The organism is Saccharopolyspora sp. MMCC62, assembly GCF_057736575.1.
This window is the reverse complement of the sequence record NZ_JBYKCM010000008.1, coordinates 59,769-74,904: the sequence shown is the minus strand read 5'-3', so window position 1 is coordinate 74,904 and position 15,136 is coordinate 59,769. Positions and strand designations below refer to the sequence as shown.

Annotated in this window: 14 protein-coding genes; 11 read left to right on the top strand and 3 right to left on the bottom strand. The window is 71.9% G+C overall.

Translation table 11 applies throughout. The features are described 5' to 3' along the window. Nucleotides 1–213 precede the first annotated feature (213 nt). From AC29IT_RS19255 to AC29IT_RS19220, 8 genes are all read left to right on the top strand, one after another. Nucleotides 214–708: a hypothetical protein gene (locus AC29IT_RS19255; RefSeq protein ID WP_358437737.1), complete on the top strand. Its 495-nt coding sequence runs from the start codon at nt 214–216 to the stop codon at nt 706–708. Further along, a complete protein-coding gene (locus AC29IT_RS19250) occupies nt 705–1,253 on the top strand; it encodes a hypothetical protein (RefSeq protein ID WP_358437740.1) in 549 nt (182 codons plus the stop codon). Before AC29IT_RS19255 ends, AC29IT_RS19250 begins: the two co-directional genes overlap by 4 nt. A gap of 4 nt (nt 1,254–1,257) precedes the next feature. Beyond that, on the top strand, nt 1,258–2,478 hold the full coding sequence (locus tag AC29IT_RS19245; protein ID WP_488219680.1) for an MAB_1171c family putative transporter: 1,221 nt from the start codon (nt 1,258–1,260) through the stop codon (nt 2,476–2,478). Further along, a complete protein-coding gene (locus tag AC29IT_RS19240; RefSeq protein ID WP_358437746.1) occupies nt 2,475–3,608 on the top strand; it encodes a cytochrome P450 in 1,134 nt (377 codons plus the stop codon). The genes AC29IT_RS19245 and AC29IT_RS19240 overlap by 4 nt, the downstream gene beginning before the upstream one ends. A 110-nt stretch (nt 3,609–3,718) precedes the next feature. Further along, complete coding sequence (locus AC29IT_RS19235; RefSeq protein WP_488219679.1) at nt 3,719–5,179, top strand: FAD-dependent monooxygenase; 1,461 nt, start codon at nt 3,719–3,721, stop codon at nt 5,177–5,179. Between the two features lie 423 nt (nt 5,180–5,602). Next, the gene (locus AC29IT_RS19230; protein ID WP_488219678.1) at nt 5,603–6,469 is read left to right on the top strand and encodes a vWA domain-containing protein; all 867 of its coding nucleotides are present in this window, start codon (nt 5,603–5,605) and stop codon (nt 6,467–6,469) included. Next, entirely contained in the window at nt 6,466–7,173 is a 708-nt protein-coding gene (locus AC29IT_RS19225) for a protein phosphatase 2C domain-containing protein (protein ID WP_488219677.1), read from the top strand. The genes AC29IT_RS19230 and AC29IT_RS19225 overlap by 4 nt, the downstream gene beginning before the upstream one ends. Further along, complete coding sequence (locus AC29IT_RS19220; protein ID WP_488219676.1) at nt 7,170–8,891, top strand: protein kinase family protein; 1,722 nt, start codon at nt 7,170–7,172, stop codon at nt 8,889–8,891. The genes AC29IT_RS19225 and AC29IT_RS19220 overlap by 4 nt, the downstream gene beginning before the upstream one ends. Before the next feature lie 41 nt (nt 8,892–8,932). Here AC29IT_RS19220 and AC29IT_RS19215 read toward each other — a convergent pair whose 3' ends face one another. The 3 genes from AC29IT_RS19215 to AC29IT_RS19205 all read right to left on the bottom strand — a co-directional run bounded on the left by AC29IT_RS19215 (nt 8,933) and on the right by AC29IT_RS19205 (nt 10,674). Further along, entirely contained in the window at nt 8,933–9,568 is a 636-nt protein-coding gene (locus AC29IT_RS19215) for a dienelactone hydrolase family protein (RefSeq protein WP_358437761.1), read from the bottom strand. Further along, entirely contained in the window at nt 9,555–10,079 is a 525-nt protein-coding gene (locus AC29IT_RS19210; RefSeq protein ID WP_488219675.1) for a hypothetical protein, read from the bottom strand. Before AC29IT_RS19210 ends, AC29IT_RS19215 begins: the two co-directional genes overlap by 14 nt. Nucleotides 10,080–10,329: 250 nt before the next feature. Beyond that, the gene (locus AC29IT_RS19205; RefSeq protein ID WP_488219674.1) at nt 10,330–10,674 is read right to left on the bottom strand and encodes an ArsR/SmtB family transcription factor; all 345 of its coding nucleotides are present in this window, start codon (nt 10,672–10,674) and stop codon (nt 10,330–10,332) included. 102 nt (nt 10,675–10,776) lie between these two features. Here AC29IT_RS19205 and AC29IT_RS19200 point away from each other — a divergent pair, with 102 nt between their 5' ends. From AC29IT_RS19200 to AC29IT_RS19190, 3 genes are all read left to right on the top strand, one after another. Continuing rightward, nucleotides 10,777–12,669: a heavy metal translocating P-type ATPase gene (locus AC29IT_RS19200; RefSeq protein ID WP_488219673.1), complete on the top strand. Its 1,893-nt coding sequence runs from the start codon at nt 10,777–10,779 to the stop codon at nt 12,667–12,669. An 83-nt stretch (nt 12,670–12,752) separates the two neighbouring features. Next, entirely contained in the window at nt 12,753–13,976 is a 1,224-nt protein-coding gene (locus tag AC29IT_RS19195) for a hypothetical protein (protein ID WP_488219672.1), read from the top strand. 241 nt (nt 13,977–14,217) lie between these two features. Continuing rightward, complete coding sequence (locus AC29IT_RS19190; protein WP_488219671.1) at nt 14,218–15,084, top strand: class I SAM-dependent methyltransferase; 867 nt, start codon at nt 14,218–14,220, stop codon at nt 15,082–15,084. Nucleotides 15,085–15,136: the final 52 nt, after the last annotated feature.

Genomic DNA, 15,136 nt, shown 5'->3' with positions numbered 1-15,136 from the left:
GAAGTCGGGCCGCAGTGCTCCGGCCCGACTTCTCCACTCCCCGAAAGCCCCCGAGCTCCCCGAAAGCCCCCCGCCTCACACCCTGACCCCCCAGGGTTCCATCATCGTATATCAACAGCGGCGGACAGATCCACTACTTCCGCCCACCGGTGTGGACGAGATCATCACGACATCGGCGGTGTCGCGGAGATCGCGACCCCTTACAGTCGAGGCGTGCCCCACCCATCCGGCTCCGACTCCACCGACGCCCCCGAGGACCAGGTCTCGGGGAGTTCCATCAGCGTGCACGTGTTCGCCGAGCGCCTCACCGAACTGCTGGCGGCGCAGCCCGATCCGGAGACGGGGAAGCCGTACGGCAGCGAGCGGATGGCGGGACTGCTGACCGCGCGCGGGGTGCGGATGTCCGGCACGCACATGTGGCACCTGCGCACCGGCCGCGCGGTTCCGCGGCTCACCGAGGTGGTGGCGTTCGCGGAGTTCTTCGGCGTGGGCCTGGACTTCTTCGACCCGGCGATCGCGCCGGAGCTGCTGGCGCAGTGGCGGCTGGCCGGGCAGTTGCGCAGCCACGGCGTGGAGGAGGTGGCGCTGCGCCAGCTCACCGACCAGTTCCCGGAGCAGGACCGGCAGCACGTGGCGGACGCGATCCTCGGGGTGCTGCACGGTTTCAAGGCGTTGCGCGCCGCGGACCAGCAGCCGGAGCAGCGGTGAGGCTGCTGGTGTGGGACGAGGGGCCGAGCCGGAGTTCGCGCTGGTTGCTGCGCAGGCGCAGCGGGAAGCGGCTGGACGCGCTGGGCCTGCCGCGCCGGTTCACCGCGCAGCAGCTGCTGGAGCGGGCGCGCGAGCACCTGGGCCGGGACATCTACTTCGCGGCCGTGGAGCTGCCGCCGCGCGCGCCGAGCGGGCTGGCGCTGCTGCCGGAGGGCTGCGTGATCATCATCGCGGACGCGCGCACCACCCGCTGGCACCGCTGGCACATCTGGTTGCATGAGCTGATGCACCTGCTGTGGGGCCACGTGGGCCGGCCGCTGTCGGATCCGGCTCCGGCGTTGCGCTCGCTGTTCGGGGGCCTGCCGCCGGAGGTGCTGGACCGGGTGCTGACCCGCACCGGCTGCTCGGCGCACGAGGAGGCCGCGGCCGAGATGATGGCGTCGGTGGCGATGCGCCGGATCAGCTCGTGGGAACCGCCGCAGGCGCAGCAGGTTCCCGACGAGGCGCGGGAGATCCTGCACCGCTTCCAGTCGACCCTCGGGTGATCGGGTGTTCGCCGTCGTCTACCCGTTGGCGCTGCTGCTGCAGTTGAGCGCGTTCGCGTGGAAGCTGCGCGATTTCCTGCGCGATCCGCGGGATCCGCGGCTCGGCGCGATCACCTTGGCGCTGCTGTTCGTGGCGTGCGGGTTCAACTTCGCGATCCCCGGGGTGTACCTGGCGGTCGGCGCCGCGGCGGGGGTGCCGAACCTGTCGACGTTGGCGGTGTACTCGTCGATCGTGCTGTGCACCGCCTCGTTGCAGGTGTGCTCGGTGAACTTGGCGCGGCCCCGGGAGGAGGCGCAGCCGGCGGGCCGGGTGCTGGTGCTGGGCACGGCGGCGGTGCTGCTGGTGCTGGCCGGGACGTTCGCGCTGGCGCCGGTGCACGACGAGCCGCACGTGCTGGACTTCGACGCGCACTACTCGGGCGTGCCCGCGGTGGTCGGGTTCCTGGCGGTGTACCTGGGCGCGTATTCGGTGGGGCTGGTGCGCAGCGCGCTGATCTGCCTGCGGATCCGGCCGCACGCGCGGGAGCGCTGGTTGCGGCGGGGCGTGTCGCTGGTGCCGGTGGGCGTGCTGTTCGGCCTGGGCTATTCGGTGCTGAAGGTGGTCGCGGTGGCGGGCACCTGGCTCGGTGCGGACCTGGATGCGGTGAGCACGGTGGCGGCGCCGCTGAGCGCGACGGTCGGGGCGAGCGTGATGGCGGTGGGCTACGTGCTGCCGTCGGTGCCGCGGTTGCTGCGGCGGTGGCGGGCGCGCCGCTACCTGCGCCCGCTGTTGCAGGCGTTGCGGCCGCTGGATCCGGACCTGGTGCGCAACACGCGTTCGGAGTCGGCGGAGTACCGCTGGCTGATCGCCACCGATGACCTGCTGCGCGAGCTGCGGCCCTACCTCGACCCGGCGGTGGTGCCGGTGGCGGAGCGGCACGCGGACCGTGCGGGCCTCACCGGTGAGCAGCGGGCGGCGACCGTCGAGGCGGCGCGGATCGCGGCCGGATTGCGCGCGCACGCGGCCGGGCGGCGGCCCGGTTCGGGCAGCGACATGATCCGCGAGGACTCCGGGATGGACGGTTCGGCGGCGGCGGTGTGGCGGTTCCCGGAGCAGGACCCGCACCGCGACTTGGCGGAGGAGTTGCACTGGTCGTGCCTGATCGGCAAGGCGTTCCAGGAACCGCACCCGGTGGTGCGGGACGTGCTGGCGGAGCTGGACGCGGACCGGAGCCCGGCGCCGTGACCGATCCGTTCACCGCGCCCGACCCGTTCGAAGCGCTGGCGGAGCTGCGCGCGGCCGGACCGGTGCACCGGGTGTCCACTCCGGACGGTCCGGGCGCGTGGCTGGTGACCCGGTACGCGGAGGTGCGGGCCGCGCTGGGCGATCAGCGGCTGGCGCTGAACCGCTCGCACTCGCACGGCGCGGACTACGCGGGTTTCGACCTGCCACCGCAGCTGGACGCGCACCTGCTCAACAGCGATCCGCCGCGGCACACCCGGTTGCGGCGGCAGATCGCGCCGAGCTTCACCGCGCAGCGGGTGCGCGAGCTGGCGCCGCAGGTGCAGCAGGTCGCCGAGCGGCTGGCGGCGGCGCTGCCGGACGAGGTGGACCTGGTCGCGGAGTTCGCGGTCCCGCTGCCGGTGCGGGTGATCGCGGAGCTGCTGCCGCTGCCGGAGCAGGCGCGCGCCGAGTTCACCGGCTGGGCGGATGCGCTGCTGCGCCACGCCCCCGGTGCGGAGCCGCGGGCGCGGGACACGATGCGGGACATGCGCCGGATCATCGGCGGCGCGCTGGGTTCGGCGCCGCCCGCGGGGTCGCTGCTGTCGGGGCTGCTGGCGGCCCGCGCCGGGGGCGAGCTGGACGACGACGAGCTGACCAGCATGGTGTTCTACCTGCTGTTCGTCTGGTACGAGATCATGGTGCACGCGGTGTCGGCCGCGGTGCTGCGGCTGCTGGGCGCGGAGCCCGCGCTGCTGGACTCCGGCGTGGAGGAGGTGCTGCGCTGCCACCCGCCGCAGCTGCTGGCGGCGCCGCGCTACCCGCTGTCGGACCTGGAGATCGGCGGGGTTCCGGTGCGCGCCGGGGACACGCTGCTGCTGTCGCTGGCGTCGGCGAACCGGGACGAGCGGGTGTTCGCGGACGCGGCGGTGTTCCGCCCGGAGCGCTCGCCGAACCCGCACCTGAGCTTGGGCCACGGCATCCACTCGTGCCCGGCTTCGGCGTTGACCAGGGTGATCGCGGCGAGCGCGGTGCGGGCGCTGCGGGCGCGGCGGCCGGGGTTGTCGCTGGACGTTCCCGCGGAGTCCGCGACGTGGCGCGGCAACTTCCGGCACCGGGGCCCTGCGGAACTGGTGGCGCGAGTGCGCCGCTGACGCGGGTCGTCCTCCCCGCCTGTTTCAAGGTATAGCGCACCCCGGGGCTTGTGGCAAGACCCCGGCACCCCCGCACACTGTGCCTCTCAACTGGGCGAACAGGGGGTTCGATGATCGACGTCATCGTGGTCGGCGGGGGTCCGACGGGGTTGCTGCTCGCGGCGGAGCTGCGGCTGCGCGGGGTGCGCGTGGTGCTGCTGGAGCGGAACGCGGAGCCGGTGCGGGAGGCGCGGGCGTTGGGCCTGCACGCGCGCAGCGCGGAGGTGCTGGACCAGCGCGGGATGCTGGAGCCGTTCCTCGAACACGGCACGCAGGTCACGGCGGGCGGGTTCTTCGCGGCCCTGGGCACCCGCTGGCCGGAGGGCATGGACACCGCGCACGCGTACGTGCTGGCGATTCCGCAGGACCGGACGGAACGCCTGCTCACCGAGCACGCGGAGCGGGTCGGCGTGGACTTCCGCCGCGGCAGCGAGCTGGTGGGGCTGGCGCAGGACGCCGACGGCGTCACCGCGGAGCTCGCGGGCGGCGGGCGGCTCCGCGCGCGCTACCTGGTGGGCTGCGACGGCGGCCGCAGCACGGTGCGCAAGCTGCTCGGCGTCGGCTTCCCCGGCGAACCGTCCCGGGTGGACACGTTGATCTCCGAGTGCGAACTGGCGGTCGGGCCGGAGGAGCTGGCGGCGAAGGTCGCCGAGGCCCGCAAGACCCAGTTCCGGTTCGGCGCGATGCCCCGCGGCGAGGGCCTGTACCGGGTGATCGTGCCCGCGGCGGGCGTGGCCGAGGACCGGTCGGTGCCGCCGACGATGGCCGAGCTGCGGGAGCGGCTGCGCGCGGTCGCGGGCACCGATTTCGGGGCGCACTCGCCGCGTTCGCTGTCCCGCTTCGGCGACGGCACCCGGCTCGCCGAGCGGTACCGGGACGGCCGGGTGCTGCTGGCGGGCGATGCGGCGCACGTGCACCCGCCGACGGGCGGGATGGGCATGAACACCGGTCTGCAGGACGCGTTCAACCTGGGCTGGAAGCTGGCGGCCGCGGTGGGTGGCCGGGCTCCGGCGGGGCTGCTGGACAGCTACGAGGCGGAGCGGCGCCCGGTGGCCGCCGAGGTGCTGGAGCTGACCCGCGCGCAGATGGAGCTGCTGCTGCCGGAGCCGGGGCCGCGGGCGGTGCGCAAGGTGCTCGCGGACCTGGTCGAGTTCGAGGAGGTGAACCGCTACCTGATCGAGAAGGTCACGGCGATCGGGATCCACTACGACTTCGGGGAACCCGCCGCAGGAGGCGAAGAGCCCGGAGCCGGGAGCCGAAACCCGTTGGTGGGCAGGCGGATGCGCGACGTCGAGCTGAAGCGGGGCCGGTTGTACCGGCTGCTGCACGGCGGGCGCGGCCTGCTGCTGGACCAGACCGGCGAGTTCTCCGCGGCGGGCTGGGCGGACCGCGTGGACCACGTCGTCGACGTGAGCGAGGAGCTGGACGTCCCGGCGCTGCTGCTCCGCCCGGACGGCCACATCGCGTGGGCGGGCGACGACCGGGACGCCCTGCGCGAAGCACTCACCCGCTGGTTCGGCACCCCGGCCTGACCGGCGCCACGGGTGCACGTCGCGGCGGCGTGCACCCGCGGGGCCGACAGCTGCTCCGTCCCCCTTCGGGCTACCGCAGTCCGCCCACTGGACACGTCGTATCGGCGACCGCGCCGGAATCGAATGTGCGCGCACCCCGGCGATCGCTCGACTCGAGCATCGGAATCAACGATGCGAGGTTTATTCGCAAGTCGAAATTTCCCAATCTTGGTGATCTTTTATACCACCAACCGCTTATACCGTTAAGCATATTCCGGCCACTACGGTCGCCGCAGTCCGGCCACGCGACAGTCGATACGGAAATCGAACCACCCAAAACCGTTCGACGCGACTCATCGCACGGTTACACTGCTGCGAATCGGGCCACCCGAAAGCGGAGAACAAGGCTCGATCTATCCACGTGGAACAGTTGGAGGGTTCAGCTTGTACTCGGCCGAGATCAATCGGAATCACCGCGCTTGCCTGCTTCTGCTGATCGACCAGTCGTTCTCCATGTCCGAGCCGTGGGCGGGCACCGAGTCGTCGAAGTCCCACGCGCTGGCGCAGGCCGTCAACAAGCTGCTCGGCAACGCGACCCTCCTGTGCAGCAAGGGCGACGAACGGGTGAACGACTACTTCGAGGTCGGTGTCCTCGGCTACGGAGCAGACGTCGCCTCCGTCTTGCACGGGTCCAATTCCGCCCGTCCGCTGGTCCCCATCGGCGAGCTCGCTCGGCAGCCCATGCGGGTGGACGAGATCCTGCGCAAGGTTCCGGACGGGGCGGGCGGGATCATGCAGTTGCCGATGAAGCTTCCGGTGTGGGTCGATCCGTCGAACAACGGCAAGACCCCGATGGTGCAAGCCCTCCGGGAAGCAGACCGGATCGCGAGGGCTTGGTGCGCGAACAATTCGAGCAACTTCCCACCCATCGTCATCAACATCACCGACGGTGTGAGCACGGATGGCGACCCCACCGAAGCGGCCGAGTCGCTGCGATCGACCGGAACCGACGACGGGCGCACCCTGTTGTTCAACTTGCACTTGTCCGCCAACCCGGTCCAGATCTCGGCTTTGCCGAACACCTCGAGCGGACTGCCCGACGCACACGCCGTGCGGCTGTTCGAGATGACGAGCGAATTGCCGTCGGTCCTGCTCGAAGCTGCGTCCAGCATCGGATACAACGTCCAGCCCGGCTCGCGCGGTTTCCTGTACAACGCCGACGCGACATCGATGATCGAGTTCTTGGACATCGGAACGCGGGCTGTCACTCCGACGGGACTCCGCGAACTGACGTCCGGGAAGCCGAGTTGAGTCGGACCGTCGTTCGCGGCGAGCGGATCACGCCCAACGTCCGCACGTTCAGCACCGTCAAGCAAGGCTACGAGGAGTCGGAGAACGAGGACGCCTGCGCGGCCGATCCGGTGACTCTTCGCTTCGCCGTCGCAGACGGCGCATCGACCGCGGCACGTTCCGACGTCTGGAGCCGTCTCCTGGTCGAGGCGTTCGTCCACGAACATCTCGACCCCACGGATCCCGGTACTCGGCGAGAGCTGTCCAGCCGCTGGCTGGCAGCGGTATGGCGGGCGGACCTGGCCTGGTTCGCGCAGGAGAAGCTGTCCGGAGGTTCAGCGGCGACGTTCGTCGGCTTGACCTTCTCGGACGAGACCTACCGGGTGCACGCAGTCGGTGACTCGTGCCTGTTCCACCTGCGTGGAGACCGCGTGCTGCTCGCAGGACCGATGTTCGATCCGGACGAGTTCGACCGCTTCCCCGAACTGCTTCGAACCTCCTCGGAAAGCCACGGCGGCGATGCAGTCTGGGAAGCGGTGGGGACGCACCTCTCCGGGGACGTCTTCGTACTGGCCACCGACGCAGTGGCAGCCACTTTCCTCACCGCGTGCTCGACAGAGGGGAGGGTTCCCGCCCACTACGTGGATACGCCTTCCGAACTCGTCGACCGGGCACGGAACGAGGGCCGCAACGACGACATGACGATGTGTGTGATCGAGATATGAGGCTTCCGGCTCTCACCGACTACGTCCAAGCAGTACAATATCCCGCGCTCGCGTTCACCGACGAGAAGTTGCGCCGCGGCATGGCCCGATGCACTCCGCTGGGCACGCCTGCGGTCGCTTCGGGCGGGTTCGCGCTCACCTTCGACATCACGGTGGCCGGCGAACGCTATGCCGTGCGCTGCTTCCACAAGGAGGGGAACCACCTCCAAGAGCGCTACGCCCGGGTCTCCGAGTTCATCCGAGCGCATTCCCGCTACGACTTCCTCGTCGACGTCGCCTTCATACCGCGAGGAGTGCGGGTCAACGGGGACGACTTCCCGATCGTCCGGATGCCGTGGATAGCCGGAGCAACGCTGAGCGACTGGGTGGAAGCCAACCTCCGCTCGCCGGACGAATTGCGGAAGGTCCAGCAGCGGATCCACGAAGCGGTGGGTGCCTTGCAACAGACCGACGCCGCCCATGGCGACCTGCAGCACGGCAACATCTTGGTGCGGCCCGATCGTTCGGTTCAGCTGGTCGACTACGACGGCATGTTCCTGCCCGCGCTCAGCGCATTGGGAGCGGCGGAACGCGGGCACCGGCATTACCAGCACCCGGCTCGCGGGGATGCCTACGACTCGAAGATCGATGCGTTCTCGGCAGCCGTGCTCGATCTCTCTCTGTCCGCGCTCCAACACGAACCGCGCTTGTGGGACGAGTTCCACAACGGCGAGAACCTGATCTTCACTGCTGCCGACTTCGCCGACCCGGCCGCATCGGCGGTGTTCGACCGCACAGAGCGGATTCCTCCTCTGCAGGAATCCACGCGTCGTCTGCGAGCCGCGTGCACAGCGGATTTCGCCGCCGTCCCGGAAGCCTTGCAAGGGGACGACCGGGTCCGAACAACGTCGGCACCACCGCGGCCCCGGCGCCGCGGCCCACAGCCGGTGCACGCGATCGACGCCAATGCGCTTCGGTCGGCCGAGGGCGACGAGAAGACCGTGTTCGGCCGGGTGCACAACGTTGTCGGCCACCCGCGCGGACCCGCCATGCAGACCGCGAACATCAACTTCGGCGATTACAAGCGAGGCGCGTTCACCATCTACGTATTCGGTGATGCGATCGGCGAACTCCAGCGAAGGTTCGGCTCCGACCTGGCGGGCCTCAACGGCACGTGGCTCTGCTTGACCGGGCTGATCACGTTGTTCAAGAGCAGGACGGCGAAGGTGGCGGCTCCGCAGATCCACCTTCGCAAGTCCCGCCCGCTACAGGTGTTGAGTGCCGAACAGGTGGCGGCGCTCCTGCGACCGCCGCCGGAAGAGGACGACACGACGGCACACTCCGATACCCGAGAGTCCACCGGGCCGGGCGCTCCAGCGGCGGAGCGACGGCCTGGCGATCCGAGCCCGCCTTCCGCCACGCCGAGGCCGAGCAGCGGCGGAACCCGTGCCGTCGAAGACCGGCTGAGCAGCCTGTACTCATCGCAGGGGTTCGGCTCGACCGTCAAGCCGTCCGGACCGCGGAGTCCGAACGGCGGTGCCGTGGCCGGAACGCCACCGGCACTTCGCGCACCGGCACCGCCGCCCCCAGTGCCGCCGAAGCACCGGTTCGAGTTCCTCACGCCACCGCCGCAGGTCACGCCGCCGAGTGCCAGCTCGCCGCCACCACCGCCACCCGATCCGCAACGTCCGAAGAGCAAACTCGGCAGCCTCTGGGACCGGTTGACCGGCCGACGGTAGATCGAGCGACTCCGCAAGCCCGCCGAAACCGCGGGAACGGGTCACGCCGACGAGGCGTGAGCGGTGAACCAGGTCGTGGTGGCTCGGGCCACTTCGGCGAGGGCGCCGGGTTCTTCGAAGAGGTGGGTGGCGCCGGGGACGACCTGGAGGTCGTGCTCGGCGGTGAGGTGGGTGGCGGCGCGGCGGTTGAGTTCGAGGACTTCCGGGTCGTTCCCACCGACGAGCAGCAGGGTGGGCGCGCGCACCCGGTCGAGGGGTTCGGTGCTGAGGTCGGGGCGCCCGCCGCGGGACACCACCGCGCGCACCGACTCCGGTCGGCGCGCGGCGGCCCCGAGTGCGGCGGCCGCCCCGGTGCTGGCGCCGAACAGGCTCAGCGGCCCCCGCCACCAGTCGAGGACGCCGAGGACGCGGACGGTGAGCAGCGGGATGTTGAACCGCTGCTCCCCGTGCGCGTCGCGTTCGCACTCGTCGTCGGTGAGCAGGTCCAGCAGCAGCGTCCCGAAGCCGGCCTCCTGCAGCCGGGCCGCCACCCACCGGTTCCGCTCGCTGTGCCGGGAGGAGCCGCTGCCGTGCGCGAACACCACCAGCGGCGAATCGAGTTGCGGCAGCGTCAGATCCGCGGCGAGCGCCCCGCTGCCGTGCGGGGCCGGGATGGCGACCTGATCAGGTTCCGCCATCCTGCACCCGTTCGGCGTTCTCCTCCGGGGAGGCGTTGCGGGCGGGCCCGGCGGAGCCCTCGGTGCTCACCGCGGACAGACCGGTGTTCTCCACCTCGTCGCCCTCGACGGCGGCCCCGGTTCCGGTGGCCCGTTCGGCCTGGTCGGCGACCTGCTCACCGCTCGCGCCGTCGGCGACCTCCGCGGTCGCCTGCTCGTCGACGGTGTCGTCGAGCTCGTACAGGCGGGTTTCGGCGAGCGGTTTGCCCACCTCGGCGGCCGGGTCGGGGCGTTCTTCGGCGAGCCGTTCATCGATCGTCTCGCCTTCGCGCTGCTCGCGGGGCGTGGGCGGGTCCGCGGCGTCCCGCGACCAGTGCTCGGGCGGTTCGACTCCCTCTTCGAGGGGGTCCACGCCCAGTTCGTCCTCGTCGAGGTCTCCCGCGGATTGCAGGTCGGCCGGGTCCTGCGGGTTTGCGGGATCGGGGCCGACCTCGTCAGCCGAGGGAGTCTCGGCGTCCAGCGGGTCCGACATCGTGCGCGTCTCCGTTCGTCGTGCGGGCAACGGACATCCGCACCACGGCTACCCGCACGCGCGCCGCTCAATCCCCCGATGGGGGCACACGGAGGTGACGCCGGTTCGACCGCTCGCGCCGCGCCAGGGGCGCGAGCGCCGCGGGATCGTCGCGAGGCGGCGGGGTGGACCGGGTCCGGGCTCGACCGCGCGGCTGGGCGGAGGCGGTGCGCGCAACCGAGATCACCGGGTGCCGTTCGCCCGCGGGCGATCAGCCCGACAGGCCCAGGCGCAGGTGTTCGATGTGGTAGACGGCCTCGTCGAGCAGCTGCGCCACGTGGTCGTCGTAGAGGCTGTAGACGACGCTGCGCCCGCTGCGGTTGCCGGTGACGAGCCCGAGCGAGCGCAGCAGCCGCAGCTGGTGCGAGACGGCGGAGGCCTCCATGCCGACGGCCTCGGCGAGCTCCCCGACGGAGCGGGCGCCTTGGCGCAGTTCGCTGAGGATGAGCAGCCGGGACGGGGTGGCGAGCGCCTGGAGGGTCTCGGCGACGGAGGCCGCCGCGGTGGCGTCCAGCTTCGCCGCAGGCGTGACCGCGCTCTCGACACCGTGACCCATGTGCGCAGTGTATCGGCAGGCCCGAACACCTGAACGCTTGAACACCTGAGCAGTCGTTCATGTATCCTCGGCGCGCCCCGCCCCCGCTCCGAGGAAGCAGCGATGGTCACGCTCGACGACAGCCCCGCCCGCACCGCACCGCCCGCGCCTCGGCGCCGGAGCCCGTTCGCCCTGCCCGAAGCCCGCTGGGCGACGGCCTCGCTGGCCGCGTTCCTGATCGGCCTCGCCGTCGACCTCGGCGGCGGCCCGTGGTGGGCGATGTGGGCGCCGTACCTGGTCTGCTACGCCACCGGCGGCTGGGAACCGGCCCGGGCCGGGTTGCAGGCGTTGCGGGAGCGCACGCTGGACGTGGACCTGCTGATGATCGTGGCGGCGATCGGCGCGGCCGCCATCGGCCAGGTGCGCGACGGCGGGCTGCTCATCGTCATCTTCGCGACCTCCGGTGCGCTGGAGGCGTACGCGACCGCGCGGACCGAGGATTCCGTGCGCGGACTGCTCGACCTCGCCCCGGACACCGCGGTGCGGGTGCGCGACGGCGTCGAGGAGCGGGTTCCCGCCGCGGAGCTGCGGATCGGCAACGAGATCGTGGTGCGTCCCGGCGAGCGCATCGGCGCCGACGGCGAGGTGCTCGACGGCGGCAGCGAAGTCGACGAGGCCACCATCACCGGCGAACCGGTGCCCGCCGCGAAGTCGCACGGCTCCGAGGTGTTCGCCGGAACCCTGAACGGTTCCGGTGCGCTGCGCGTGCGCGTCACCCGGGATTCCGCCGAATCGGTGATCGCCCGCATCGTGGCGCTGGTCGCCGAGGCGAGCGAGGCGAAGGCGCCCACGCAGCTGTTCGTCGAGAAGGTCGAGCAGCGCTACTCGGTCGGCGTGGTGCTGGCGACGCTCGCCGTGTTCGGCGTCCCGCTGCTGTTCGGTTCGACGCCCACCGACGCGCTGCTGCGCGCCATGACCTTCATGATCGTCGCCTCGCCGTGCGCGGTGGTGCTGGCGACGATGCCGCCGCTGCTGTCCGCGATCGCGAACGCCGGGCGGCGCGGCGTGCTGGTGAAGTCCGCGGTGGTGCTGGAGCGGCTCGCCGACGTGCGGCGGGTCGCGCTGGACAAGACCGGCACCCTCACCGAGGGCACCCCGCAGGTCACCGAGGTCCGCGTCGAACCCGGCCGGTCCGCGGACGAGCTGCTCGCCGCGGCGGCCGGTGCGGAGCGCTTCAGCGAACACCCGCTGGGCCGCGCCGTCCTCGCCGCCGCCCGCGACCGCGGCCTCGCCGTGCCCGCCGCCACCGATTTCCACGCCACCCCAGGCCACGGCGTGGCCGCCACCGTGGACGGACGCCGCGTCGAGGTCACCCGCCCCGTCGACCGCATCGGCCCGGTCGGCGAGGTCGAAGCGGGCGGCCGCACCGCCGTCGTGGTGTCCGTGGACGGGACCCGCGCCGGAGTGCTCGGGCTCAGCGACCGGCTCCGCCCCGACGCGGCCGAAGCCGTCGCGGCGTTGCGCGCGCTGACCGGCGCGGAACCGGTGCTGCTCACCGGCGACCAGGAACCGGCCGCGCGCCGGGTCGCCGCCGAAGCGGGTCTGCGCGAGGTGCGGGCCGGGCTCCTGCCGGACCAGAAGGTCGCCGCCATCGCCGAACTCGGCGACCGCACCCTGATGGTCGGCGACGGCGTCAACGACGCACCCGCGCTCGCCGCCGCGCACACCGGCGTCGCGCTCGGCCGCGCGGGTGCCGACCTCACCTTGGAGACCGCCGACGTGGTGATCGTGCGGGACGAGCTCGCCGCCGTCGGCAAGCTCGTCGACCTGTCCCGCCGGGCCCGGCGCCTGGTGCGGCAGAACCTCGTCATCGCGGGCGCCTTCATCACCGTCCTCGTGGTGTGGGACCTCGCCGGGAACCTGCCGCTGCCGCTCGGCGTCGCCGGCCACGAAGGCTCCACCGTCCTCGTCGGTCTCAACGGCCTCCGCCTGCTGCGCGCCGGCGCCTGGCGCTGATCCGGCGATGATGATGTTTGCCGCCGTCCACGGCGGATACCCCAGAGCCGATGCACAGCCGAGGGATGGAGCGACACCGGAACATGAGCGGCGAGAACGGCCGAACGGCAACGCAACGGCCCACGTTGGGGCTGATCACCGATCCGGATCTGCCGGAGCAGGTCGCGCAGCACCTCGCGGATGAGTTGCCGGAGCACCTCGGCGACGACCGGGAGTGGGTGGTCGAAGTGGACGTGGACCCGGTGACCGCGGGCGAGCACAGCACCCGCGACATGCTGCGCGCCACCGCCGACCGGCGGCAGGAACGGGGCTGGGACTACGCGATCACGCTCACCGACCTGCCGGTGCGGGTGAACCGGCGGCCGGTCGTCGCCGACGCGAACCTCGACGGCCAGGTCGCGGTGGTGTCGTTGCCCGCGCTGGGCGGCACCCAGCCGTACCGGCGGTCCCGGCAGGTCGTGCTGCAGCTCATCGACGAGCTCACCGGACGCGAGGGCGGCGCCGACCACCGCTACGGGCTGGACAGCAGGCTCACCGAAGTGGTCGCGCCGATCCGCCGCACCAGCGAGCAGAGCTCGGACGACGGCGAAGTGGACGTCCGCTACACCGCCACCCGCGGCCGCGGCCGGCTGCGGCTGCTCAGCGGGATGGTGCGCACCAACCAGCCGTGGCGGCTGGTGTTCGGGCTGCGCAACGCGCTGGCGGCGGCGATCGCCACGAGCGCGTTCGGGTTGTCGTCCAGCACGATCTGGCAGATCGGCGACATGCTCGGCGCCTGGCGCCAGGTGCTCGCCGCGATCGCGTCGGTGGTGCTGCTGGTGGGCTGGCTGATCGCCGCGCACGGGCTCTGGGAGAAGCGGCGCGGGAACAGCGAGCGGGACCGGGAGCAGGTGCTGCTCTACAACGTCTCGACGGTGGCGACGCTGACCATCGGCGTGGGCTGCCTGTACGCCGGGTTGTTCGTGATCAACCTGCTGGTGGCGCTGTTCCTGGTGCCGCCGGAGCTGCTGGCGAGCAGCCTCGGGCACGACGCCGACTTCACCCGGTACCTGGCGCTGGCGTGGGGGTTCACCACGATGGGCGTGGTCGCGGGTGCGCTCGGGTCCAGCCTGGAGACCGATGCCGCGGTGCGGCAGGCTGCCTACGGCTACCGCGAGGAGCAGCGCCGCAACGAACGACGCGCGGAGGAACGCGACTCGGGCGAGCGGGACCGCCGGCGGGATCAGGACGACGGCGGCCCGGCATCCGGGGAGGACGAGCAGCGCGAGGAGGACCAGCGCCGCGAGCAGGACGAGCGCGGGGACTGATCCCCGGCGCGGACGGACCCCGCGCCGCTGGGCCGAACGGGTGGTCAGATGCCGTCCTCCGCGGACGTCGACCCGTCGGCCGGGGCACCTCTCCCGACCAGCTCCGAGCGCCCGGAGCACGCGGGCCGACTACGCCGTTCGCCCGAAATGCGCGGAGTCCGACTAGGTCACACATAGTTGCATGACGCAACCTTACCGTTAGCCTTGCGAAGCAGGCCGAAGTGGACGGAAAGGTGCTCACGTGACCAGTACCCACGAGCAATGGGACATCGTCTCCGGCGTCGGGATCACCGCCCTGGCCGTTGCGGGCGGCCGAGCGGTCGAATCCCAGCGGGAGGACCGGCTGATCAACGACCCCTACGCCGCGGACCTCGTCGCCGCGGCCGGATCCACGATGTTCACCGAGATGGAGAACTCCCCCGCCGAACTGCTCGAGGCCATGTCCGGCTACCTCGGCGTGCGGACCCGGTTCTTCGACGAGTACTTCCTGCGCGCCGCCGCAGGCGGGGTGCAGCAGGCCGTGATCCTCGCGTCCGGGCTCGACACCCGCGCCTTCCGGCTCGCCTGGCCCGAAGGCCTGCGGGTCTTCGAGATCGACCAGCCGAAGGTGCTGCAGTTCAAGGACGACACGCTGAACCGGATCGACGCCGAGCCCGGCAGCGACCGGCGGGTCGTGCCCGTCGACCTGCGCGACGACTGGGCGAGCGCCCTCGAAGCCGCCGGGTTCGACGCGACCAAGCCCACCGCCTGGCTCGCCGAAGGACTGCTGCCCTACCTGCCGCCCGAAGCGGAAGCGCAGCTGCTGGCCACCGTCGACCGGCTCTCCGCTCCCGGCAGCAGGCTGTCCATCGAGCACATGACCGGGCCGCGCGACCGGTTCGCCACCGACGAGATGCAGGCCATCGGCCGGCAGTGGGGCATCGACCTGCTGGGCTTGTTCAGCACGGACGACCGCCCCGACCCCGAAGACGTGCTGAAGCGGGCGGGCTGGCAGGTACGGCGCGAACCGACCAACGAGATCGCCGCGGGCTACGGCCGGGAACTGCCCGGCTTCACCCGGCGCTTCGCCGAGGTCGGCTGCATGCTCACCGCGTTCCGCGAAAGCTGACCTCGCGCACGACGGCGGCCCGCCTCCCCACGGGGAAGCGGGCCGCTCGACG

Excerpts from the sequence above, each read along its gene's own strand:
- AC29IT_RS19235 (WP_488219679.1), top strand. The coding sequence starts at position 3,719 with ATGATCGACGTCATCGTGGTCGGCGGGGGTCCGACGGGGTTGCTGCTC.
- AC29IT_RS19220 (WP_488219676.1), top strand. The coding sequence starts at position 7,170 with ATGAGGCTTCCGGCTCTCACCGACTACGTCCAAGCAGTACAATATCCC.
- AC29IT_RS19215 (WP_358437761.1), bottom strand. The coding sequence starts at position 9,568 with ATGGCGGAACCTGATCAGGTCGCCATCCCGGCCCCGCACGGCAGCGGG.
- AC29IT_RS19210 (WP_488219675.1), bottom strand. The coding sequence starts at position 10,079 with ATGTCGGACCCGCTGGACGCCGAGACTCCCTCGGCTGACGAGGTCGGC.
- AC29IT_RS19205 (WP_488219674.1), bottom strand. The coding sequence starts at position 10,674 with ATGGGTCACGGTGTCGAGAGCGCGGTCACGCCTGCGGCGAAGCTGGAC.
- AC29IT_RS19200 (WP_488219673.1), top strand. The coding sequence starts at position 10,777 with ATGGTCACGCTCGACGACAGCCCCGCCCGCACCGCACCGCCCGCGCCT.
- AC29IT_RS19195 (WP_488219672.1), top strand. The coding sequence starts at position 12,753 with ATGAGCGGCGAGAACGGCCGAACGGCAACGCAACGGCCCACGTTGGGG.